Annotated in this window: 21 protein-coding genes; 9 read left to right on the plus strand and 12 right to left on the minus strand. The window is 68.7% G+C overall.

Features of this window, described 5'->3' with window-relative positions:
• Positions 1–39: 39 nt before the first annotated feature.
• Both nusA and rimP read right to left on the minus strand, forming a co-directional pair.
• On the minus strand, positions 40–1,749 hold the full coding sequence (gene nusA / locus I4Q42_RS06770; RefSeq protein ID WP_198575301.1) for a transcription termination factor NusA: 1,710 nt from the start codon (positions 1,747–1,749) through the stop codon (positions 40–42).
• A 2-nt stretch (positions 1,750–1,751) separates the two neighbouring features.
• The gene (gene rimP, locus I4Q42_RS06775) at positions 1,752–2,330 is read right to left on the minus strand and encodes a ribosome maturation factor RimP (RefSeq protein ID WP_198575302.1); all 579 of its coding nucleotides are present in this window, start codon (positions 2,328–2,330) and stop codon (positions 1,752–1,754) included.
• A 394-nt stretch (positions 2,331–2,724) separates the two neighbouring features.
• Between rimP and ppa the strand changes: the two genes are divergently transcribed.
• From ppa to trmB, 9 genes are all read left to right on the plus strand, one after another.
• Positions 2,725–3,258 (plus strand): inorganic diphosphatase, encoded by a 534-nt coding sequence (gene ppa / locus I4Q42_RS06780; protein ID WP_110118428.1) that lies wholly within the window; start codon positions 2,725–2,727, stop codon positions 3,256–3,258.
• A 125-nt stretch (positions 3,259–3,383) separates the two neighbouring features.
• The gene (gene miaB, locus I4Q42_RS06785; protein ID WP_198575303.1) at positions 3,384–4,736 is read left to right on the plus strand and encodes a tRNA (N6-isopentenyl adenosine(37)-C2)-methylthiotransferase MiaB; all 1,353 of its coding nucleotides are present in this window, start codon (positions 3,384–3,386) and stop codon (positions 4,734–4,736) included.
• Entirely contained in the window at positions 4,733–5,680 is a 948-nt protein-coding gene (locus I4Q42_RS06790; protein WP_198575304.1) for a PhoH family protein, read from the plus strand. The genes miaB and I4Q42_RS06790 overlap by 4 nt, the downstream gene beginning before the upstream one ends.
• Before the next feature lie 11 nt (positions 5,681–5,691).
• On the plus strand, positions 5,692–6,156 hold the full coding sequence (gene ybeY / locus I4Q42_RS06795; RefSeq protein WP_198575482.1) for an rRNA maturation RNase YbeY: 465 nt from the start codon (positions 5,692–5,694) through the stop codon (positions 6,154–6,156).
• Between the two features lie 107 nt (positions 6,157–6,263).
• Positions 6,264–7,169 (plus strand): hemolysin family protein, encoded by a 906-nt coding sequence (locus I4Q42_RS06800; protein WP_198575305.1) that lies wholly within the window; start codon positions 6,264–6,266, stop codon positions 7,167–7,169.
• On the plus strand, positions 7,166–8,761 hold the full coding sequence (gene lnt / locus I4Q42_RS06805; RefSeq protein ID WP_198575306.1) for an apolipoprotein N-acyltransferase: 1,596 nt from the start codon (positions 7,166–7,168) through the stop codon (positions 8,759–8,761). The genes I4Q42_RS06800 and lnt overlap by 4 nt, the downstream gene beginning before the upstream one ends.
• Positions 8,762–8,794: 33 nt before the next feature.
• Positions 8,795–9,220, plus strand: a complete 426-nt coding sequence (locus I4Q42_RS06810; RefSeq protein ID WP_198575307.1) for a helix-turn-helix domain-containing protein — start codon at positions 8,795–8,797, stop codon at positions 9,218–9,220.
• Positions 9,221–9,380: 160 nt separating this feature from the next.
• Complete coding sequence (gene metK / locus I4Q42_RS06815; protein ID WP_198575308.1) at positions 9,381–10,604, plus strand: methionine adenosyltransferase; 1,224 nt, start codon at positions 9,381–9,383, stop codon at positions 10,602–10,604.
• Positions 10,605–10,696: 92 nt separating this feature from the next.
• A complete protein-coding gene (gene trmB, locus I4Q42_RS06820) occupies positions 10,697–11,377 on the plus strand; it encodes a tRNA (guanosine(46)-N7)-methyltransferase TrmB (RefSeq protein ID WP_198575309.1) in 681 nt (226 codons plus the stop codon).
• 59 nt (positions 11,378–11,436) lie between these two features.
• On the opposite strand, the gene I4Q42_RS06825 is transcribed toward trmB, so the two are convergent.
• From I4Q42_RS06825 to I4Q42_RS06870, 10 genes are all read right to left on the minus strand, one after another.
• Complete coding sequence (locus I4Q42_RS06825; protein ID WP_101713123.1) at positions 11,437–11,844, minus strand: Fur family transcriptional regulator; 408 nt, start codon at positions 11,842–11,844, stop codon at positions 11,437–11,439.
• Between the two features lie 47 nt (positions 11,845–11,891).
• Positions 11,892–12,344: a GNAT family N-acetyltransferase gene (locus tag I4Q42_RS06830; RefSeq protein ID WP_198575310.1), complete on the minus strand. Its 453-nt coding sequence runs from the start codon at positions 12,342–12,344 to the stop codon at positions 11,892–11,894.
• A complete protein-coding gene (tsaB, locus tag I4Q42_RS06835) occupies positions 12,341–12,985 on the minus strand; it encodes a tRNA (adenosine(37)-N6)-threonylcarbamoyltransferase complex dimerization subunit type 1 TsaB (protein ID WP_198575311.1) in 645 nt (214 codons plus the stop codon). Before tsaB ends, I4Q42_RS06830 begins: the two co-directional genes overlap by 4 nt.
• Before the next feature lie 2 nt (positions 12,986–12,987).
• Positions 12,988–13,635 carry a DUF1131 family protein gene (locus tag I4Q42_RS06840; protein WP_198575312.1) on the minus strand — a complete coding sequence of 216 codons (648 nt, stop codon included), beginning with the start codon at positions 13,633–13,635 and terminating at the stop codon, positions 12,988–12,990.
• Between the two features lie 185 nt (positions 13,636–13,820).
• Entirely contained in the window at positions 13,821–14,408 is a 588-nt protein-coding gene (locus tag I4Q42_RS06845; RefSeq protein ID WP_198575313.1) for a malonic semialdehyde reductase, read from the minus strand.
• 103 nt (positions 14,409–14,511) lie between these two features.
• On the minus strand, positions 14,512–15,081 hold the full coding sequence (locus I4Q42_RS06850) for a NifU family protein (protein WP_198575314.1): 570 nt from the start codon (positions 15,079–15,081) through the stop codon (positions 14,512–14,514).
• Positions 15,082–15,489: 408 nt separating this feature from the next.
• Positions 15,490–16,536, minus strand: a complete 1,047-nt coding sequence (trpS, locus tag I4Q42_RS06855; protein ID WP_198575315.1) for a tryptophan--tRNA ligase — start codon at positions 16,534–16,536, stop codon at positions 15,490–15,492.
• Between the two features lie 163 nt (positions 16,537–16,699).
• The gene (gene murJ, locus I4Q42_RS06860; protein ID WP_198575316.1) at positions 16,700–18,337 is read right to left on the minus strand and encodes a murein biosynthesis integral membrane protein MurJ; all 1,638 of its coding nucleotides are present in this window, start codon (positions 18,335–18,337) and stop codon (positions 16,700–16,702) included.
• A gap of 91 nt (positions 18,338–18,428) precedes the next feature.
• Positions 18,429–19,280, minus strand: coding sequence for an alpha/beta hydrolase family protein (locus I4Q42_RS06865; protein WP_198575317.1), 852 nt, complete (start codon positions 19,278–19,280; stop codon positions 18,429–18,431).
• A gap of 102 nt (positions 19,281–19,382) precedes the next feature.
• Positions 19,383–22,205, minus strand: a complete 2,823-nt coding sequence (locus tag I4Q42_RS06870) for a [protein-PII] uridylyltransferase (RefSeq protein ID WP_198575318.1) — start codon at positions 22,203–22,205, stop codon at positions 19,383–19,385.
• Positions 22,206–22,240: the final 35 nt, after the last annotated feature.

Consider the following 22,240-nt stretch of genomic DNA (forward strand, 5'->3'; position numbering starts at 1 on the left):
GGAAGCGGCCCCTCCGAAGGCCGGAGGGGCCGATCCGTCTTACTGCTCGTCTTGCGCCGGCTCTTCAGCGGCGGCGGGCTCGGCGTCTTCGGCCGGAGCCTCTTCGCCTTCCGTCGCTTCGGCCTCGCCGGGCTCTTCGGCGCCGTCTTCAGCGCCTTCGAACTCTTCTTCGTATTCCGGCTCGGGCGGCGCCTCGACCCAGCCCATGACGATGCGGGCGCGCATGATCAGCGCTTCGGCGTCGTCGGGCGACAGGTTGAAGGTCTCGAGGATGCCCGGCTCGCGCACGCGCTCGCCGTTCTTGCTCTCGAACCAGCCGCGCATGTCGTCGGGCACCAGACCGGCGAGGTCCTCGACCGACTTCACGTCGCCTTCGCCCAGGGCGACGGCCATGGCCAGGGTCACGCCTTCGATCTCGAGCAGGGCGTCCTCCACGCCCAGTTCGACGCGCTTGGCGTCGAGGGCGGCGGCTTCCTTCTCGAGGAATTCGCGGGCGCGGGTCTGCAGTTCTTCGGCGGTCTCTTCGTCGAAGCCTTCGATCGAGGCGATCTCGTGCGGCTCGACATAGGCCACGTCCTCGACGGCAGTGAAGCCTTCGGTGACCAGCAGCTGGGCGATGACCTCGTCGACGTCCAGGGCTTCCTGGAACAGGGCGGTGGCCTCGGCGAACTGCTTCTGACGGCGCTCGCTCTCCTGGCTTTCCGTCATGATGTCGATCTGCCAGCCGGTCAGCTGCGAGGCGAGGCGGACGTTCTGGCCGCGGCGGCCGATGGCCAGCGACAGCTGCTCGTCCGGCACCACGACTTCGACGCGCTCGTCTTCCTCGTCCATGACGACCTTGGAGACTTCGGCGGGAGCCAGGGCGTTGACGATGAAGGTGGCTTCATCTTCCGACCACTGGATGATGTCGATCTTCTCGCCCTGCAGCTCGGCGACCACCGCCTGCACGCGCGAACCGCGCATGCCGACGCAGGCGCCGACGGGGTCGATCGAGCTGTCGTTGGAGATGACGGCCATCTTGGCGCGCGAACCCGGGTCGCGGGCCACGGCGCGGATCTCGATGACGCCGTCGTAGACTTCCGGCACTTCCTGCGCGAACAGCTTGGCCATGAAGCCGCCGTGGGCGCGCGACAGCATGATCTGCGGGCCCTTGGTCTCGCGACGGACGTCGTAGATGTAGGCGCGGATGCGGTCGCCGACGTTGAAGTTCTCGCGCGGGATCGACTGGTCGCGGCGCATGATGCCTTCGCCACGGCCCAGGTCGACGATGACGTTGCCGTATTCGACGCGCTTGACGCTGCCGTTGACGATCTCGCCCGAGCGGTCCTTGTACTCTTCGTACTGGCGCTCGCGCTCGGCTTCGCGAACCTTGTGCATGACGACCTGGCGGGCCATCTGGGTCTGCACGCGGCCGATCTCGAACGGCGGCAGGATTTCTTCGTAGACCTTGCCAATCTCGGCGTCGCGCCAAGTGCGCTTGGCCGGCGTGATCTGGACCTTGCCGATCTCGCCTTCCATCTCGTGGTCGTCGCCGACCACTTCGATCACGCGCTTCTGGGTCGTTTCGCCGGTGCGCGGATCGATCTTGACGCGGATGTCGTGCTCGGCGCCGTAACGAGCGCGAGCGGCCTTCTGCAGGGCCTCCTCGATCGCCTCGATGACGACTTCCTTCTCGATGCCCTTCTCGCGGGCGACCGCGTCGGCGATCTGCAGCAGTTCAAGCCGGTTGGCGGCGATGCCGATGGCCATGGTCAGTCCTCTTCACTTTCGGACAAATCGTTGTCGTTCTCTGCGCCGACGCGGGCGGCGCGCTGGTCGGCGCCCCGCTTCATCAGCTGGTCGGTGAGGACCAGCTTGGCGTCGACGATCCAGGCGAACGGGAAATAGACGGTGACGTCGTCCTCGCCCTCGATGTTGAGGCCGACCTGGTCGTCCTCCACACCGGCGAGCTCGCCCTTGAAGCGCTTGCGGCCCTCGGCCACGCGGTCGAGCTCGATGCGCACCTCGAGACCGGCATAGGTCTCGAAATCCTTCAGGCGGGTCAGGGGGCGATCGACGCCGGGGCTGGACACTTCCAGGGTGTATTCGCCGGCGATCGGGTCGGCGGCGTCCATCAGCTCGGAAATGGCGCGGGACAGCTTGGCGCAGTCCTCGACGTTCATGTCGCCGCCCGTGCCGTCTTCCAGCAGCGGACGTTCGGCCATGATCTGCAGACGGCGCTGCTCGGCCCCGCCCATCAGGCGCAGGCGGACGATCTCGTAGCCGACGGTCTCGGCTATGGGATCGAGCATCTCGATCAGGTCCAGGTCTTCTCGCGTCTTGCCGCGCACGGTTCTCTTCTCAAATTCGGGGCGCTCGCCGGACCTAGAAGGCCAAGCTGGCGAGCGACCAAAGAAAAAGCGGCAGCCTTTCGGGCCGCCGCTCGAAAGCGCCAATCAGCGCTAACGGACGATGTAGGAGCTATATAGCGCGATAGGCGAGCGGGTGGAAGCCCCTCTGGAGCCGGCCCCGACGCCCCAGCGCCGTAAACCAAGTCATCGCGCTGTACATCGCGCTTCTCTGACGGTCACTCGACCGTTCCGAGCGCAGATGCCAATAGCTTTCGTTCCGTTCAGTGGAGGCTTGAGCAATCGGCCTCTTTCGCATCGCAACACTTGTGGCCTATACAGGCGGCCGCTCGAGGCCCGCCTCCCCGCGGGAGCCTTCCCACAACGAAGAGTCATTATGGACCTCTCCAAGATCGCCGTGGGCGTGAACCCGCCCTACGACCTGAACGCCGTCATCGAGATCCCGCAGGGCGGCGAGCCGGTGAAGTACGAGATCGACAAGGAAAGCGGGGCCCTGATGGTCGACCGCTTCCTGCACACGGCGATGTTCTACCCGGCCAACTACGGCTTCATCCCGCACACCCTGGCCGACGACGGCGACCCCGCCGACATCATGGTCGTGGGCCCGACCCCGGTGGTGCCCGGCGCGATCATCCGCTGCCGCCCGATCGGCGCCCTGATGATGGTCGACGAGGCCGGGTGCGACGAGAAGATCCTGGCCGTGCCGGTCGACAAGCTGCACCCCTTCTACACGGGCGTGAACAGCTGGCGCGACCTGCCGACCATCCTGACCGAGCAGATCGCCCACTTCTTCCAGCACTACAAGGACCTGGAAAAGGGCAAGTCGACCAAGATCACCGGCTGGGCCGATCCGGACGAGACCGCCGAACTGATCCGCGCGGCGATCAAGCGCCACGACGAAAGCTACTGATCCTTCCGAGATCAGCGAACGGCGCCGGAGACCTCTCCGGCGCCGTTTTCTTTTGGGGTTTCAAGCGCCCGGTGTGACCTCGGCGACCTTGCGCCAGGGGCTTCGCGACCCCATAACCTCGCCGGATGAGCGAGACCCCGCAAAAGCGCCTCTTTATCAAGACCTACGGCTGTCAGATGAACGTCTATGACAGCGAGCGCATGGCCGATGTCCTGCGCCCGCTGGGCTATGGCGTGGTCGATGATCCCGAAGGCGCGGACCTGGTGGTGCTCAACACCTGCCACATCCGCGAGAAGGCCACCGAGAAGGTCTATTCGGAGCTTGGCCAGATCAAGCTGATGAAGGACCGCAAGGCCCAGGCCGGCGGCAAGATGACCATCGCCGTGGCCGGCTGCGTCGCCCAGGCCGAGGGCCAGGAGATCATGAACCGCCAGCGGGCGGTCGATCTGGTGGTCGGGCCGCAGGCCTATCACCAGCTGCCCGAGCTGATCGCCCGCGCCCACCGGGCGACCGGCGAGCGCCTGGCCGCCGACTTCGCCGCCGACGAGAAGTTCGACGCCCTGCCGGCCGAGCGCCAGGTCGAGGGCGTCAGCGCCTTCCTCACGGTTCAGGAGGGCTGCGACAAGTTCTGCACCTTCTGCGTGGTGCCCTACACCCGCGGCGGGGAGTGGTCGCGGCCGCCCGAGGCCATCGAGGACGAGGCCCGGCGCTTGGCCGACCAGGGCGTGCGCGAGCTGACCCTGCTGGGCCAGAACGTCAACGCCTATGACGGCGGCGGCTCGACCCTGGCCAAGCTGGTGCGCCGGCTGGCGCACATCGATGGCATCGAGCGCATCCGCTACACGACCAGCCACCCACGCGACATGGGCGAGGACCTGATTGAGGCCCACGGCGAGCTGCCGGAGCTGATGCCCTATCTGCACCTGCCGGTGCAGGCGGGCAGCGACAAGATCCTAAAGGCCATGAACCGCGACCACACGGCCGAGAGCTATGTGAAGCTGATCGAGAAGATCCGCGCCGCCCGACCCGACATCGCCATGAGCGGCGACTTCATCGTCGGCTTCCCCGGCGAGCGCGACGGCGACTTCGAGAAGACCCTCGAGCTGGTCCGCCAGGTCGGTTTCGCCAGCGCCTTCTCGTTCAAGTATTCGCGCCGCCCCGGCACGCCGGCTTCGGCCATGCCCGGCCAGGTCGACGAGGCCGTGAAGTCCGAGCGCCTGGAGCGCCTGAACCAGCTGCTCGACGAGCAGCAGCGGGCCTTCAACGCCAGCCAGGTGGGCAAGACCCTGCCGGTGCTGTTCGAGAAGGCCGGCCGCCACCCCGGCCAGATCGTCGGCCGCAGCCCCTATCTGCAAGCCGTCCACGTTTCGGGCGGGGAGCACCTGATCGGGACGATCGTTCCCGTCCGTATCGAGAGCGCCGCCAAGATGAGCCTGGCCGGCGTGCTCGCCAACGAACCCGCTTTGGAGACCGCGTGAGCCGCACGCCCGAGTTCCTGCCGCTTTCCGACGACGCCGTCGTCGCCGTCACCGGCCCGTCCGGCCGTCATGCCGCCCTGATCGAGGACGCCTTCAAGGTGCTGCTCGAGACCCCTGGCGGCGGGGTCAAGATCACCGGCGATGTCAAGGGTCGCTCGTCGGCCAAGCGCGCCCTGCTGGCCCTGGCCGAGCGCGCCGACGCCGGCCATGAGGTGGTCGAGGCCGACATCCGCGTGGCCGTGGGCGAGGCCCAGAGCGCCGGCGGCCAGGCCTCGCCGCGGGCCGTGCGTCGCGGTTCGGTGTCGCCCAAGACCAAGGGCCAGGCCCGTTACCTGGAAATGATGCAGGCCGAGCCGCTGGTGTTCGGCCTGGGTCCGGCCGGCACCGGCAAGACCTTCCTGGCCGTCGCTCACGGCGCTGGCCTGCTGCTGCGCGGCGAGGTCGACCGCCTGATCGTCACCCGCCCCGCCGTCGAGGCCGGCGAGCGCCTGGGCTTCCTGCCTGGTGACCTGAACGAGAAGGTCGACCCCTACATGGCGCCGGTCTGGGAAGCCCTGACCGACATCATGGGCGCCGAGCAGCTGCGCCGCCGCCGCGACAAGGGTGAGATCGAGGTCGCCCCGATCGCCTTCATGCGCGGCCGCACCCTGGCGCACGCCTTCGTCATCGTCGACGAGGCCCAGAACTGCTCACGCCTGCAGATGAAGATGGTGCTGACCCGCCTGGGCGAAGGGGCCCGCATGGTCGTCACCGGCGACCCGACCCAGATCGACCTTCTGAACCCGCGCGACTCCGGCCTGGCCCACGCCGTCTCCATCCTGGACGGCGTCGAGGGCGTGGCCGTGGCTCGCTTCACCGCCTCCGACGTCGTGCGCCACCCGCTGGTGGAGCGCATCGTCAAGGCCTACGACGCCGATGCGGCCCTGGTGGCGACCACCCGATGATCACCGTCGATATCGAGATCGAGGACGAGGCCTGGACCAAGGCCGAGCCGGAAGCCGAAGCCCTGGTCTGGCGCGCCGCCCAGGCCGTGCTCGACGCCCACGAGGATATCGAGGGCAAGAACATCGTCATCCTGCTGGCCGACGACGACAGCGTCCAGGCGCTGAACCGCGACTTTCGCCAGAAGGACTACGCCACCAACGTGCTGTCTTTCCCGGCGCCCCAGGATCCCGGCGCCAATCCGGAAGGCCAGATCGGCGACATCGCCCTGGCCTTCGGCGTCTGCGCCCGCGAGGCGGCCGAGCAGGGCAAGCCCCTGGCGCACCACCTGCAACATCTTGTGGCGCACGGGGTGCTGCATCTTCTAGGATACGACCACGAGGGCGACGACGAGGCCGAGGCCATGGAAGCGTTCGAACGCGAGATTCTGGCGGGGCTGGACGTTCCTGACCCTTATGCCGAAGATATCTCGGCTTAGAGCGTGACAGCCGAAAGTGTGAGCGGTTTCGGCGTCTGTCACGCTCTAGATGTCAAAGATGGAGCCTGTCATTCGACAGGCTCCAAGCAGGGGTGAAGACCTAGGGCATGCCCGACGACGACCAGAGTTCCACGCCCGCCGGCCCGGCTCGACTTAGCCGAGGCCTGCGGGCGTTCTTCCGCAAGCTGCGTCGGGGCAGCGCGCCGGCCGAGCCCGCGCGGCCGATCGATCCCGACATGCCCCCCGCCCCCGACCTGGTCGACCAGGCCGAGGCCTTCAAGACCCTGAAGGTCGGCGACGTCATGACCCCCCGGCCCGACGTGGTCGCGGTGGAGGTCGACACCCCCTTCGCCGTGGTCGTGGCCCAGTTCGTCGAGGCCGGGCACTCGCGCATGCCGATCTATCGCGAGGCCCTGGACGCGCCGATCGGCGTGGTCCACGTCAAGGACGTCTTCCGCCTGCTGGCCGACGGCGACCTGCGGCCCGAGCCCGAGGATCGGGTCCTCGAACAGCTGCGCCGCGACATGCTGCTGGTGCCCGCATCGATGCGGGCGGCCGACCTGCTGCTGCGCATGCGCACCAAGCGCATCCACCTGGCCATGGTCATCGACGAGTTCGGCGGCGTGGACGGCCTGGTGACCATGGAGGACCTGATCGAGTCCGTGGTCGGCGAGATCGACGACGAGCACGACGACGCTGCAAGCGTCAGCGTCGTGGTCAATGACGACGGCGCCCTGGAGACCGACGGCCGCACCCCGCTGGAAGATCTGGAATTGATGGTCGGCGAGACCCTGGCCCCGCCCGAGCACGAGGAAGAGGTCGACACCGTCGGGGGCCTGGTCGCCGCCCTGGCCGGTCAGGTGCCCGAGCAGGGCGAGATCGTGCTGCATCCGGCCGGCTATGCGCTGGAAGTGCTGGAGGCCGACCCCCGGCGGGTGCTGCGCGTGCGCGTCCGCCGCTCGGACGAGCCGGCCGAGGCCGACGCCGCCCTCGACGCCGTGGACATCACTTGAAGCTTTCCCTGCTGACCGCTCGCTCGCCCTGGCGTGACCGCGTGCTGGCGCTCGTCGCCGGCCTGGCCGCGGCCCTGGCCCATCCGCCGTTCGGGGTGCTGCCGGGCCTGCTGGGCTACGCCCTGCTGTTGTGGCTGCTGGACGGGATCGACGGCCCTAGGCCCCTACGCTCGGCCTTCCTGCGCGGGTGGCTGGCGGGCCTGGGCTATTTCGGGCTGGGCACCTGGTGGATCGGCGAGGCCTTCCTGGTCGACGCCGCCAACCAGGGCTGGATGGCCCCCTTCGCCGTCGCCGCCATGGGCGCGGGTCTGGCGCTGTTTTGGGGTCTGGCGGCGGTGCTTTATCGCCGCTTCCGCCCCGCCGGCGCGGTGCGCGTGCTGGCCTTCGCCGCCGCCTTCTCCGCCCTGGAGTGGGTGCGCGGCCACGTGCTGACTGGCTTTCCCTGGAACCTGCCGGGCGAGACCTGGCGGGCCGGCTCGGCGCCGTCCCAGGCGGCCGCCCTGATCGGCGCCTACGGCCTGACCTTCGTCACCCTGGCCATCGCCGCCGCCCCCGCCGTCTGGCGCCAGGGACGGGAGGGCCGGATCGCCGTCGGCGCGGCGCTCGCGGTCCTGGGCGGGCTCTATGGCGGCGGCTGGCTGGCCCTGCGCGCCGCACCGCCCGAGACGACAGCCGGTCCCCGCATCCGCATCGTCCAGGCCAATGTCGGCCAATCGGCCAAGTGGGACGCCGCCAGCTTCCAGGCCATCGTCCGCGACTACGTCTCGCTGACCGCCCAGCCGCCGGCCGACGGCAAGCCGGCCGACATCGTCGTCTGGCCGGAAGGCGCCCTGCCCGCCGCCATCAACGACTACATGGCCCCCGGCGTGTGGGTGCGCCAGGCGATCATGGACGCCCTGGAGCCAGGCCAGTTGCTGCTGATCGGCGGCTATCGCTACGAGGGCTCGGCCGAGGCGCCGACCTACTACAACAGCCTGGTGGCCCTGCGCCGCGAGCCCGGCGGCTTGACCGTGGTCGGTGTCTACGACAAGCACCGCCTGGTGCCGTTCGGCGAGTACCTGCCGGCCGAGGGCCTGCTGACGGCCATCGGCATCAAGAGCATGGCCCACCTAGGCGACGGCTTCGTCACCGGCCCGCGCCCCGCCCCGCTGACGGTCGCGCCCGGCCTGAAGGTCCAGCCGCTGATCTGCTACGAGAGCCTGTTCCCGGGCCTGGCCAAGCCCGACCCGGCCGTGCGGGCGCTGGTCAACGTCTCCAACGACGCCTGGTTCGGAGTGACCTCGGGGCCGCTACAGCACCTGAATCTCGCCAGCTACCGCGCCATCGAGGCCGGCCGGCCGATGATCCGCTCCACCCCGACCGGGGTGTCGGCAATGATTGACGCCAACGGCCGGGTGGTGGGCGACCAGCGCCTGGATCTGGGCCGGCGCGGCGTCATCGACGCCAACCTGCCGGCGATCGGCCGCGACACTTTCGCGTCCCGCTTGGTGGATTGGCCGCTCGCTTTGCTGATACTCGCGTCGGTGGCGATCTGTATCGGAAGTTCGCGTATCGGCGGCCGCAAGTTTGCTGGCCTGAAAGATATGGGCTGAACTAAAACCGCAATCTCAGGTCTATGCCTAAGCATGACCGTCGCCATCGAATCCCCCGCCGAAATCGAGCGCTCGCCCAATCCCGTGGACATGCACGTGGGCGCCCGCATCCGCATGCGCCGCAAGATCCTCGGCGTCAGCCAGGAGAAACTCGCCGAGAGCCTGGGCCTGACCTTCCAGCAGGTGCAGAAATACGAGCGAGGCGCCAACCGCGTCAGCGCCAGCAAGCTCTACGAGATCGCCCGCAGCCTTCAGGCCCCGGTGGCCTACTTCTTCGAAGGTCTCGCCGATCCGGCCGAGCCCGGCGAAGGCGACAACCGCAACGACCTGCAGGTCCATGAATTCCTGATGACGCCGGAAGGCCTGGAACTGGCCTCGCTGTTCCCCAAGCTGACCAAGGCCCCGGTTCGCCGCCGCCTGCTCGACCTGGTGCGCTCGATGGCCGACGAAGAGGTCTGACGACCTCTTTCCGGCTGGAGACGCCCTCTGGGAAGCGGACGAAGAGGTCCAGGCGCCTCTCCGCCCGCTTGCGGACATAAACTTATCTTTATATGTTCCGCGGGAATGTTCGCGAGGCTGCCGCCCCGTGGGCGCAGGTCCCCAACCGGAGCGTTTCCACTTGAGCCGTTCGTCCTACATCTTCACGAGTGAAAGCGTCTCCGAGGGCCATCCCGACAAGGTGGCCGACCGGATCAGCGACACTGTCGTCGACGCCTTCCTGACCGCCGACCCCGAAGCTCGCGTCGCCTGCGAGACCCTGGTCACCACCAACCGCATCGTCCTGGCTGGCGAGGTTCGCGCCGGCAAGCCGGACGGCGACAAGGCCGCCAACAAGGCGCTGACCAAGGATATCCTCAAGTCACTGGAGCCCAAGGTCCGCGCGGCGATCAAGGACATCGGCTACGAGCAGAAGGGCTTCCACTGGGAGAAGGCCAAGTTCGCCAACTACCTGCACGGCCAGTCGGCGCACATCGCCCAGGGCGTGGACGCCACCGACAAGAAGGACGAAGGCGCCGGCGACCAGGGCATCATGTTCGGCTACGCCAGCACCGAGACCCCGGAGCTGATGCCAGCGACCCTGCAGTACAGCCACAACATCCTCAAGCGCCTGGCCGAGCTGCGCCATTCGGGCGAGCTCTCGGAGCTTGAGCCCGACGCCAAGAGCCAGGTGACCCTGGAATATGACGGCAACGGCGTGCCGCAGCGCGTCGTCTCGATCGTCGTGTCGCACCAGCACAAGAAGAAGATCGACGGCAAGGCCGCCACGTCCAAGCGCGTGCTGGATCTGATCAAACCGCACATCCTGCCGATCTTCCCGGAAGGCCTGATCACCAAGAAGACCCAATGGCTGGTCAACCCGACCGGCCGCTTCGAGATCGGCGGTCCCGACGGCGACGCGGGCGTCACCGGTCGCAAGATCATCGTCGACACCTACGGCGGCGCGGCCCCGCACGGCGGCGGCGCGTTCTCGGGCAAGGATCCGACCAAGGTCGACCGCTCGGCCGCCTATGCCTGCCGCTACCTGGCCAAGAACGTCGTGGCCTCGGGCCTGGCCGAACGCTGCACCATTCAGATCGCCTATGCGATCGGCGTGGCCCAGCCGGTCTCTTTCCACGTCGACCTGCACGGCACCGGCAAGGTGGATCCGGCGATCCTGGAAAAGACCCTGCCGCAGCTGATCGGCGGCGCCACCCCGCGCTCGATCCGCGAGCACCTGAAGCTGAACCGCCCGATCTACGCGCGCACCGCCGCCTACGGCCACTTCGGCCGCACGCCGGACAACGAAGGCGGCTTCTCCTGGGAGAAGACCGACCTGGCGTCGGAGCTGAAGGGCCTGGCGTAAGTCACACCCTTCTTCTGAATTGAAGAGCGGGCCCCGGTCGCAGGATCGGGGCCCGTTTTCATTTGCCCGTCAAAGCTCTAAACACCCGCTCCATGACCAATCCCCAACAGCCCCATGGGCCGCTGCGCTCGTTCGGCCGCCTGAAGTCGCGGCCGGTGAAGCCGCGCCAGCAGGCCCTGCTCGACACCCTGCTGCCGACCCTGGCCGTGCCGCACGAGGCCTTCCAACCCCGTGACCTGATGCCCGAGGCCAAGGAAGTCTGGCTGGAGATCGGCTTCGGCGGCGGCGAGCACATGGCCGCCCAGGCCGGTCGCCGTCCCGACGTGCTGGTGATCGGGGCCGAGCCCTTCGTCAACGGCGTGGCCAGCGCCGTGCGCCACGTCGAGGAGCAGGCGCTGAGCAACGTCCGCATCCACGAGGGCGACGCCCGCGACGTGGTCGGCTGGCTGCCCAACGCCAGCATCGACCGCCTGTTCGTGATGTTCCCCGATCCCTGGCACAAGGCCCGGCACAACAAGCGCCGGATCATCCAGCCGGAATTCGTCGCGGACCTGGCCCGGGTGCTGAAGCCCGGCGCGGCCTTCCGCTTCGCCACCGACTGGGCCGACTACGCCGAGTGGACGATCGAGCGGGTGCTGGCCAATCCCGCCTTCCGCTTCGCCGTCGAGGAGGCCGATCGCCAGGCCATCCCGGCCGACCACGTGACCACCCGCTACGAAGAAAAGAAGCTGGGCGACTGCGCCCCGGTGTTCCTGGATTTCGTGCGGGCCTGAAAACGAAGAAGGGGCGCGGACCGGATCCGCGCCCCTTCTTTTCGTCGGCTGGAGCCCGATCACTCCTCGAACGGCACGCCGTACAGTTCGAGCCGGTGATCAATCAGCTTGTAGCCGAGCTTCTTGGCGATCGCGTGCTGCAGAGCCTCGATCTCCTCGTCCACGAACTCGACGACCTTGCCGGTCTTCATGTCGATCAGGTGGTCGTGGTGATGGGTCGGGGTCTCTTCGTAGCGCGAACGGCCGTCGCGGAAGTCGTGGCGCTCGATGATGCCGCTTTCCTCGAACAGGCGCACCGTGCGGTAGACCGTGGCGATCGAGATGTGCGGATCGATGGCGTGGGCGCGGCGGTGCAGCTCCTCGACGTCCGGATGGTCGTCGGCGGACGACAGCACGCGAGCAATGACACGACGCTGGTCGGTCATGCGCATGCCTTTTTCGATGCAGAGCTTTTCGAGGCGGTCCAAGGCGCAATCTCCGTCGGGGGATTCGCGGCACAATAGGCAATCGCTTCTTAAGTGTTAAGCGTCCGCCGCATGACGACGGCGTCCTTGGCCCCGTCTGGATGGGGATAATAGCCCTTCCTGAGACCCACTTGCGAAAAGCCGGTCGCCTTGTAGAGGCCGATCGCCGCCAGATTGTCGGCCGCAACCTCGAGAAACAGGTCGAAGGCCTTGGCCTCGGTCGCGATTCCAGCGGCCATCTCGACCAAGGCCCCGCCCCAGCCGCGCCGGCGGGCGGCCGGATCGACGGCGATGGTCAGGATCTCGGCCTCGCCGGCGATCGCCCGGCACAGGATGAAGCCGCGCGGCTCTTCCGGCTCGCCCGAACCGCCCAGCACGGCGAAGACGCCGGGCGAGTTGAACAGCGCTTCGAACTCGGTGGGGCTCCAGGGCCGGTCAAAGGCCTTTTCGTGCAGGTCCGCCAGGGTCCAGCACGCTTCCAGTCCGACGGGGCGCAGGTTCATGCGGCGGGCATCGTGGCGTAGGGCGCCCGCAGATAGAGCGGCCGAGGCGAATGGGTCGGGGCCGGCCGGGCGGCGGCCAGGCGGGCGATGGCGACGGGGTCGGCGCTGGCGGGCGTCAGCAGGACCGCTTCGGGCAGCACGCCCTCCAGCAGGGTCGCGCCGGAGCCGACCAGGGTGGCCGGACCGCCCGAATAGAGCTCGGCCAGGCGGGCGGTCGCCGCGCCCAGGTCGAGGGCGTCGGGGGCCATCAGGGCCGTCCCGCCGTCGAAGACCTGCAGATAGACCTGGCCCATCTTGGCGTCGAGGACGGCGGCGACGAAGCCGGTCGCCCCCGACGAGACCGCCAGGGCCTCCAGGCTGTTGAGGCCCACGCAGGGGATCGACAGGGCCTGGGCCAGGCCCTTGGCGAAGGACAGGCCCACGCGCAGGCCGGTGAAGGATCCCGGGCCGACGGTGACGGCGATGCGGTCGAGCTGGGAAAAGGTGATCCCGGCCTCGGCGGCGACCGCCTTGGCCAGGGGCGCGATGCGCTCCTGATGGCCGCGGGTCATCGGCTCGGTACGGGCGGCCAGGACGCGGCCGTCCTCGATCACGGCGACCGAGGCGGCCGCCAGGCAGGTGTCGACGGAAAGAACGCGCAAGATCAGGCGGCCCCGACCTGGGCGGTCTCTGCCGGACGCCAGACGAATTCGTTGAGCTGGGCCTTGGCCTTGAGGGTCTTCTCGTCGGGCACGCCGCCCTTGGTCCAGCCGGGCACGCCAAAGACGTAGGAGACGCTGGGCGCCTCAGGGCGCACGCAGACCACCTGGTTGATGGTGCGGCCCTCGCCGGCGCGGCACTGGTCCACGGTGAAGCCCAGGGCCTCCCACTTGGCCAGCAGGCTCTCGCCCTTGGGGCCACGCACGTCGCCGGCGGCCAGGCGGATCTCGGAAATGCCGCCCTCGGGGCCCTTGCCGATCTCCAGCAGCGGGACCTGGTCCTGCTCGACGACGATGATCGGCCCGGGCGGACCCTCGCCGGTGTGGATAAAGGCGCTCTTGACCTGGGCCTTGGGGAACAGGGCCGCGATGGTCGGCTGGTCGAAGGCGGTGGCGGCGGTGATCGGGCCGACGCCCGCGTCGCCCACCTGCAGCGGACCGCCGACATAGGGGGTGATCCGCACGGCGACAGGACCGTTCGCCGGCTTGGCCGCTTCGGGAGCGGCCGAAGATTGGGCGGGGGTCTTTTCGGCGGGGCCGCAGGCGGCCAGCAGAGCCAGCGGGGCGGCGAGGAGCGCGAGGCGGAAGGTCATGATGAGGGTTTTAACGCCGAAGCGCGAAATTCGCACCCTTCGCCTCGTCTTCTCGCTTGTCCCTCCCCCGAGAAGTCATCGCCCGGCTTGTCCGGGCGACCCAAGCGGCCTGTCAGTATCGGCCAGCTGCGCTTGGGTGGCCCGCATAAAGCGGGCCATGACTTCCAAGGGGGGAGCGACCGCGATCAGACGATCGAGGCGGCTTCCTCGAAGTCGAGGCGCGGGCTGCGCGGGAACAGGTTCTCGTCGGTGCCGTAGCCGATCGAGGCGATGAAGTTGGACTTGATGTTCGTGCCCTCGAAGAAAGCCGCGTCGACGCCGGCGTTGTCGAAGCCCGACATCGCCCCAACGTCCAGGCCCAGAGCGCGAGCGGCGAGGATGAAGTAGCCGCCCTGCAGCGAGCTGTTGCGGAACGCGCCCCACTCCTTGGCCACGGGGTCGCCGAACCAGTTCTTGGCGCCCGGGGCGTGCGGGAACAGCTTGTCGAGGGTTTGCGGGAAGTCGAGGTCGTAGCCGATGATGACGGTGACCGGGGCCTTGCGGATCTTGGCGCCGTTCGAGCCCGACGACAGGGCGGCGAGCTTTTCCTTGCCCTCGTCGCTGGTCACGAAGACGAAGCGAGCCGGGGTCGAGTTGGCGGCGGTCGGGCCGAACTTCACCAGGTCGTACAGCTCGCGCAGCACCGCTTCCGGCACGGGGTCGGACTTCCAGCCGTTGCGCGTGCGCGCCTCGGTGAACAGCTGAGCGAGAGCGGCAGTGTCGAGCTTGGACATCAAGCGATCCTCATAGGAAACCATAATCGCAACTTATAGAGTTACAGTATGGTGCTCCCAGCGGATTTCGCAAGGGCGTCCGGCCCGCTAAGGCCGCCGAAAATCAGAGCGTCTGCTCGACCCGGGTCACTTCCGGCACATAGTGCTTGAGCATGTTCTCGACGCCCGACTTCAGCGTCGCCGAGGACGACGGGCAGCCCGAACAGGCGCCGCGCATGTGCAGCCAGACCACGCCGGTGGCCGGCTCGAACTTGCTGAACACGATGTCGCCGCCGTCCTGGGCCACGGCCGGGCGGATGCGGGTGTCGAGCAGTTCCTTGATCTCGGAGACGATCTGGGCCGCGTCCTCGTCATAGACGCCATCGTCGTCATGGCCGCTCTCGGCCTGGTCCAGCAGCAGCGGGCGGCCGCTGGTGAAGTGGTCCATGATGGCGGCCAGGATCGGCGCCTTCAGGTGCGGCCACTGGGCGTCTTCGCCCTTGGTCACCGTCAGGAAGTCCGGACCGAAGAACACCCGCGTCACGTCGCCCAGACGGAACAGGGCTTCGGCCAACGGCGAGGCCTCGCCTTCCTCCGGCGTGCGAAACTCCCGCGCGCCCTCGCCCAGCACTTCGCGGCCGGGCAGGAACTTCAGGACCTCGGGGTTGGGCGTGGTTTCGGTCTGGATGAACATGGGCGAGATGTGGCGCTTGAATGAGGGAAGAACAAGTAGCTTCTGGCCCGTTTCAATGCGAGCGGAGCTCGCATGCGTCCGTTGACGCTACTACCCCAAGCGCGTACCAACGGTTTTTGTTGTTTTTCACAACAGTTTTGGTGTTGGCCACACCGAAACAAGGCGAAGGGGCCGTACCGAAAGTACGACCCCCTCTAGTCCCCCAACGGGGCTGCGGACCGAGGCAACACGTCGGTTAGAACGGCCCGGACAGGCGGCGAATTGCACTCGCCGCCTGATCCAATTCGTTAACGCGACTCGGCAAGGCGAGTCCAGCACCTAACCCGCTGATAAGACTCAGATAAACATCGGACCGATATCGGCGATATTATCGGTGAGAGGCCAAGCAAGGCCTGCCCCTCAACCTTCTCAAGCCCCCCAGAAGCCGACCAGCTTCTTGACCTCGGCCACCGTCGGGGCGGCGACCTCGCGGGCTTTTTCGGCGCCGGCGGCCAGGATGCGGTCGAGCTCGCCCTTGTCGGACAGCAGGCCGCGCATCTTCTCGCCGACCGGGGCCAGCTTCTCGACCGCCAGTTCGGCCAGGGCCGGCTTGAAGGCGCCGAAGCCCTTGCCGGCGTAGTCGGCCAGCACCTCGGCCTTGGTCCGGCCAGACAGGGCGGCGAAGATGCCCACCAGGTTGTCGGCCTCGGCGCGGGTCGCCAGCTCCTCCAGGGTCTCGGGAAGCGGCTCGGGGTCGGTGCGGGCCTTCTTGATCTTGCCGGCGATGGCGTCGGCGTCGTCGGTCAGGTTGATGCGGCTGTAGTCCGAGGGATCGGACTTGCTCATCTTGGCCGAGCCGTCGCGCAGGCTCATGACGCGCGCGCCCGGGCCCTGGATCAGCGGGTCGGGCTGCGGGAAGAAGCCCGGGGCCTTGAAGTCGTGGTTGAACTTCTGGGCGATGTCGCGGGTCAGCTCCAAATGCTGCTTCTGGTCCTCGCCGACCGGCACGTGGGTGGCCTTGTAGATCAGGATGTCGGCGGCCTGGAGCACCGGATAGGTGTAGAGGCCGACGCTCGAGCGCTCCTTGTGCTTGCCGCTCTTCTCCTTGAACTGGGTCATGCGGTCGAGCCAGCCCAGGCGGGCGACGCACTGGAAGATCCAGGCCAGTTCGGCGTGCTCGGGCACGGCCGACTGCGGAAAGATGGTGGCCTTGGCCGGGTCGAGGCCGGCGGCCAGATAGGCCGCGGCGATCTCGCGGGTCTGGTCGGCCAGGGCCGCCGGCTCCTGCCAGACGGTGATGGCGTGCAGGTCGGCGACGAAGATGAAGGTGTCGATCTCGTGCTGCAGGCGGGCGAACTTCACCAGCGCGCCGAGATAGTTGCCCAGGTGCAGGGCGCCCGAGGGTTGGACGCCGGACAGCACGCGGGACGGACCCGTGTAGGCCCCATGGGGGGCAACGGGAGCTTGATCGGTCATGGCTTCAGCCTTGGGTGTCGGAAACGGGCGATATGGCGAGGCGCGCGAAGGCGCGGGCCGCATCCGGGAATGCGGCGGTCGGGTTCAGAGCCAGTTGCGCCATCGGGGCGCGCGAGAACCGTTGAAAGCCATGCGTGCTGGTTACCGGGCCTGAGCCCTCGGATCAAGCCTTGCCCCGACGCAGCACCGCCTTCAGCTCGCTGGGCTTGACCCCGCCGAACAGGAACAGCAGCGGCGGATAGACCACCGCGCCGGCCAGGCAGGTCAGGGCCAGGGCGAACTCCTTGGCGCCGATGGCGTGGCCGGTGAGGCCCAGGCTCCGCAGCGGCGCCTCGATCAGATCGCGCCAGTGCGAGGCGGCGGCCAGCAGCACGGCCATGCCCAGGCTGGCGGCCAGGATCCGCGCCAGGCGCGACCAGGTGTCGAGCGAGGGGTTGTAGTCCTTCTTGCGCCACAGGCCGAAAGCCATCTGGCCGACATTGATCCACGAGGCCACGGCGGTGGCGGCGGCGATGCCCTTCACCCCCATCAGCTGGAACAGGATCAGGCCCAGCACGATGTTGACCGCCACCGAGATCAGGGCGAAGCGCATCGGACTCTTGGTGTCGCCGCGCGCGAAGAAGGCCCGCGAATAGAGCTGCTGCAGCACGAAGGCCGGGGTGCCCAGGCCGTAGAAGAACAGCGCCGCGGCCGTCTGGCTGGCGTCGAAGGCGGTAAACTCGCCGCGGGTGTAGAGGCCGTCCGACAGGAAGCCGGGCATGGCCGCCAGGGCCGCCGCCGCCGGCAGGGTCAGGGCCATGGCCAGGGCGACGGCCTGGTCCATCGCGCCCTGGGCGTCGTCGCGGTCGCCCGAATGCACGGCGCGCGACAGCCGAGGCAGCAGGGCGACGCCGATGGCCACGCCCACCAGGCCCAGCGGCAGCTGGTAGAGGCGGTCGGCCGTGGCCAGCCAGGTGCGGCCGCCGGGAACGTGGCTGGCCAGGGCGCCGGAGATGAAGATGTTGACCTGGGTGGCGCTGGCCGCCAGGGCGCCAGGGATGGCCTTGCCGATCAGCTCGCGCACTTCCGGCGTCAGGCGCGGCAACCGCCAGTGCACCTTGGCGCCGGACTTGTTGACGCCCCAGGTCAGCAGGGCCGCCTGGGCGACGCCCGCCACCACGACGCCGGCCGAGCCCCAGGTCGCGGCCGAGACCGCCGTGCTCTGGGGCAGGATGAAGGCCAGGGTGAAGATGTTCAGCAGGATCGGCGCGCCGGCCGACAGGATGAAGCGGTCGCGGGCGTTCAGCACCCCCGACAGGTGGGCCACGATCGCCATGCACGGCAGGTAGGGCATGGTGATCTGGGTCAGCAGGACGGCCAGCTTGTACTTCTCGGTGCCCCAGCCGAAGCCCGGGCTGATCAGCATCATCAGCCACGGCATGGCCAGCTGACAGATGACGGTGATGATGATGGTCGAGGCCGCCAGGGTGGCCATGGCGTCGGCCGCCAGGATGTCGGCCTTCTCCTCGCCGTCGCGCTGCAGCGACTTGGCGTAGGCCGGCACGAAGGCGGCCGCGAAGGCGCCCTCGGCGAAGAACCGGCGGAACAGGTTCGGGAAGGCCAGGGCGGCGTTATAGGCGTCGGCCGCCGGGGTGGCGCTGGCGCCCATCCGGTAGGAGACGGCCAGGTCCCGCGCGAAGCCCATGAACCGGCTGACCAGGGTCAGGCCCGAATAGATCGCCGACGACTTCAGCAGTCCTCCGCCCTTCTTGGCGGCGGGAGCGGGCGTTGGTTCGGGCGCGGCGGTCGGAAGGTCGGTCACGCTCGGCTTCTGGGCGCTGGGCGAACAGGCGTCAAGCGGCGGCGCGGCGGCTGCACCGAGGTTTCACGGGAACTGCACCAGGAGCCCCGCTTCAGAAGGGCGTCAGCGTCACGTTGGCCGGCAGCGCCACGGGCGCTGTGTCGCCGCCCGCCTCCACCTTGGCGGCGACCGTCGTCAGGATCGTGGCCAGGGTCGCGCTGTTGGGACCATGACCGCCGCGCTGAACGACGAACATCGCGCCCGGTCGATGGGCCGCGACCGCCGCGGCGCGCAGGGTCTCGCCCTGGACGAAGGGGACCACCGGGTCGGCGTCGCCGTGGACCAGGAAATACGGCTCGTCCAGCTTCGCCACCGCGGCCTTGTTGTCGTAGCGGTCGATCAGCAGCGGCCGGGCGAACGCCGGCGCCATGGCCGGCAAGCTGGAGAACGTGCCGATGGTGACCAGGGCGTCCAGGGTCTGGCGGCCGGCCAAGCCGAAGGCGACGCCGCCGCCCAGGCTGTGGCCGACCACGATCAGCTTGCCCGCGCCGGCCGTCTGTCGCGCCCGGGCGTAGAAGGCGTCGGCGTCCGCCGCCAGGCCCTTCTCCGACGCCCGGCCCGGATTGCCGCTGTATTCGCGGTACTCGGCCGCCACCACGCCGTAGCCCTCGGCGACCAGCGGGGCCAGCCAGACGACGCTGCGCGAGGCCGCAGAGCCGTTGCCATGGAAGATCAGGAAGGTCGGCTTGCCCGGCCGGGGCGCGACCTCGATCCCCTTCAGCGACAGGTCGTCCGCCGTGGTCACGGTGATGAAGGCCGCCCCTTCGGGCAGGCCCGACAGGCTCAGCGGCGCGGTGGGGGCCGGGTAGATCCGCTCATGGATCTGACCGAAGGCCGACATGCCCGCCCCCAGAATGGAGACGGCGATCACCACGGGCATAGCCCAGCGCCAGCAACGGGTCATGTCCTGTACTCTCCCCCACGCGCGTCGCCGGTCGCTGCCGGCGACAAAGCCTCACGCAGCCAAGCTAGGCCGCATCCGACTTCGACGTAAAGTTGAATCGATCTAGCGGGCCACGCTGGCCCGAGCGCGCTTCAACCCTGGACGGGTGTTGGGCGCGCCGGCCTCGTTCTGCTCGAGGGCCGCCAGCAGGTCGGACTTCAAGGTCGAGATCTTGCGGTTGTCGGCCAGCTTTCCGCCTTCGCCGGTCTGGACGTAGAAGGCGTCGACCGCGCGCTCGCCATAGCCGTCGATGTGGGCCGACTGGATGGACAGGCCGTTGTCGGCCAGGGTGCGGGCCAGGGCCTGCAGCAGGCCTGGACGATCCCGGCCCGAAGCCTCGACGACGGTGGCTTCATTAGAGGCCTCGTTGTCGATCACGACGGTGGGGGCGATGGCGAAGGCGGCGGTGCGGGCCAGTTCGGCGCCCCGGCGGGCCTCGACGCTGACGCCCTCGCCGCGGCCGGCGGCTTCCAGGGCGTCGGCCAGGCGGCGCAGGGCGCGGGGGTTCTCGCAGCCGAGCGGCGCGCCGGTGACGTCCTGCACATAGAAGACGTCGAGCGCCTGTCCCTGGCGGGAGGTGAAGACCCGCGCCCCGACGACGTTGCCGCCCAGGGACGAGATGGCCAGCGCCAGATCTGCGAACAGACCGCGACGGTCCTTGGCGGCGACGACGATCTCGGCGGCGTTGGAGCCCGAGGCCACCCGCCCCTCGGCGGCGGCCCCGCCCTGGATGGCGGCGCGGCGGGCCAGGGCGGCGTGGTCGAGCAGGTCCTGCGAACCGAAGGCGCCGAAATAGGCGTCCTCCATGGCCGCGGCCCAGCCCTTGGCGGCCGGATCGGCGGCGACCAGGGCCTCGCGGGCCCCGGCGGCGGCGGCTTCCTGATGGCGCTGGACATGGACGGCCGCGTCGCTGCCGCGCCCGCCGCGGAACACCGCTTCGGTGGCGTTGTAGAGCTCGCGCAGCAGCTGGCCCTTCCAGCCGTTCCATACCCCCGGCCCGACGGCCCGGATGTCGGCGACGGTGATGACCAGCAGCAGGCGCAGGCGCTCGGGATTCTCGACGATGCGGGCGAAGGCCGCCACCGTGCCGGGATCGGAGACATCGCGCTTCTGGGCGAAGTCGCTCATGACGAGGTGGTTCTCGACGAGCCAGGCGACCAGCTCGACCTTGGTGCGCTCGACGCCCAGGCGCTCGCAGGCGCTGCGGGCGCTTCTGGCCCCGGCCTTCTCCTGACCGCCGACTCCGCCCTTGCCGGTGTCGTGCAGCAGCATGGCCAGGAACAGGGCCTCGCGGTCCTCGATCAGCGGCATGATCGAGACGGCCAGCGGATGGTCTTCGGAAAGGCGGCCGGCGGCCATGTCGCCGATCAGGCCGACGGCCCGCAGGGTGTGCTCGTCAACCGTGTACGAGTGGTACATGTTGAACTGCATCTGGGCCACGACCCGGCCAAACTCCGGGATGAAACGGCCCAGCACGCCGGCGTCGTTCATCAGGGTCAGGGTGCGATAGCTGCGCTTGCCGCGCGCCAGGAGATCCAGGAAGGCCTGGGTGGCGTGCGGATCGCGCCGCACCTTCGAGGTGATGAGCCCGAGGTTGCGGGTCACCGTCGTGAAGGCGTCGGGATGCAGGTCGAGATCCCGTTCGTCGGCGATCTTGAACAGGCGGATCAGGTTGACCGGGTCACTCTCGAAGACCTCTGGCCCGTCAATGTTCAGGCGGCCGCCGTCCTCGTAGAAACCCGGCGCGTCCAGGGCCTTGCGCTTGGGCTTGCCGCCCGGGAGGAAGCGCGAAATGCCCTTGGGCTCGTTCTTGAAGTGCTCGGCTTCCAGCTTGGCCGAGAAGGCGCGGGTCAGGGCCCCGACCTCCTTGGCGATCAGGAAGTAGCGGCGCATGAAGCGCTCGACCGCCGGCGCGTCGCCCCGATCGCCATAGCCCATGCGGCGGGCGATCTCGGGCTGCAGATCGAAGGTCAGCCGCTCTTCGGGGCGGCCGGTCGTGAAGTGCAGGTGGGCGCGCACCGCATGCAGGAAATCGAAGGCGCGGATGAAGCCCTTGGCCTCGCGGCTGGAGAACAGCTCCAGCTTGAAGACGTCCTCGGGCCGGTCGACGGGGTGCAGGTACTCGGCGATCCACACCAGGGTGTGCAGGTCACGAAGACCGCCCTTCCCTTCCTTGACGTTGGGCTCGACCATGTAGCGGCTGGCGCCGGCCCGGGCCTGGCGGTCGTCGCGCTCCTTGAGCTTGGCGGCCACGAACTGCTGGCCGGTGCCCTTCATGACCTCGTCGCGGAAGCGCTTCTTGAGGTCGGCCGCCAGGCGCTCGTCGCCCGTCAGCCGCCGCGCCTCGAGGATCGAGGTGCGGATCGTGAAGTCCTCCTTCGACAGGCGGACGCATTCCTCGATCGTGCGCGAGGCGTGGCCGACCTTGAAGCCCAGGTCCCACAGCGCATAGAGCATGTACTCGATCACGCTCTCGACGTGCGGCGTCTGCTTGTAGGGCCGCAGGAAGAGGAGATCGATGTCGCTGAACGGGGCCAGGGTGGCGCGGCCGTAGCCGCCGACGGCCAGCAGCGCCAGGCGCTCGCCCTCGGTCGGGTTGCGGGCCCGGAACACGTGCACCGTGGTGAAGTCGTAGAGGGCGGTGATCACCTCGTCGGTGACGCCGCTGAGCAGACGCGAGGTCTCGACCCCGCTGGCGCCATTCTCCAGCCGCTCCTTAGCGATCATCCGGCCGCGAAACAGCGCCTGCTTGAGGATCTCGATCGCCCGGGACCGCTGGGCGGCCTCGTCGCCGATGGCGTCCAGGGCGGCGGCCGACAGCCGGGCGCGCAGGGCGTGACCGTCGACGACATGTTCGAGAGGCGTGGGACGAAGGCGACGGGGCATGGCGATTATATGGTTACTCGAGCGAGACGACCAAA

Source organism: Caulobacter hibisci (assembly GCF_016135805.1).
Lineage (GTDB): Bacteria > Pseudomonadota > Alphaproteobacteria > Caulobacterales > Caulobacteraceae > Caulobacter > Caulobacter hibisci.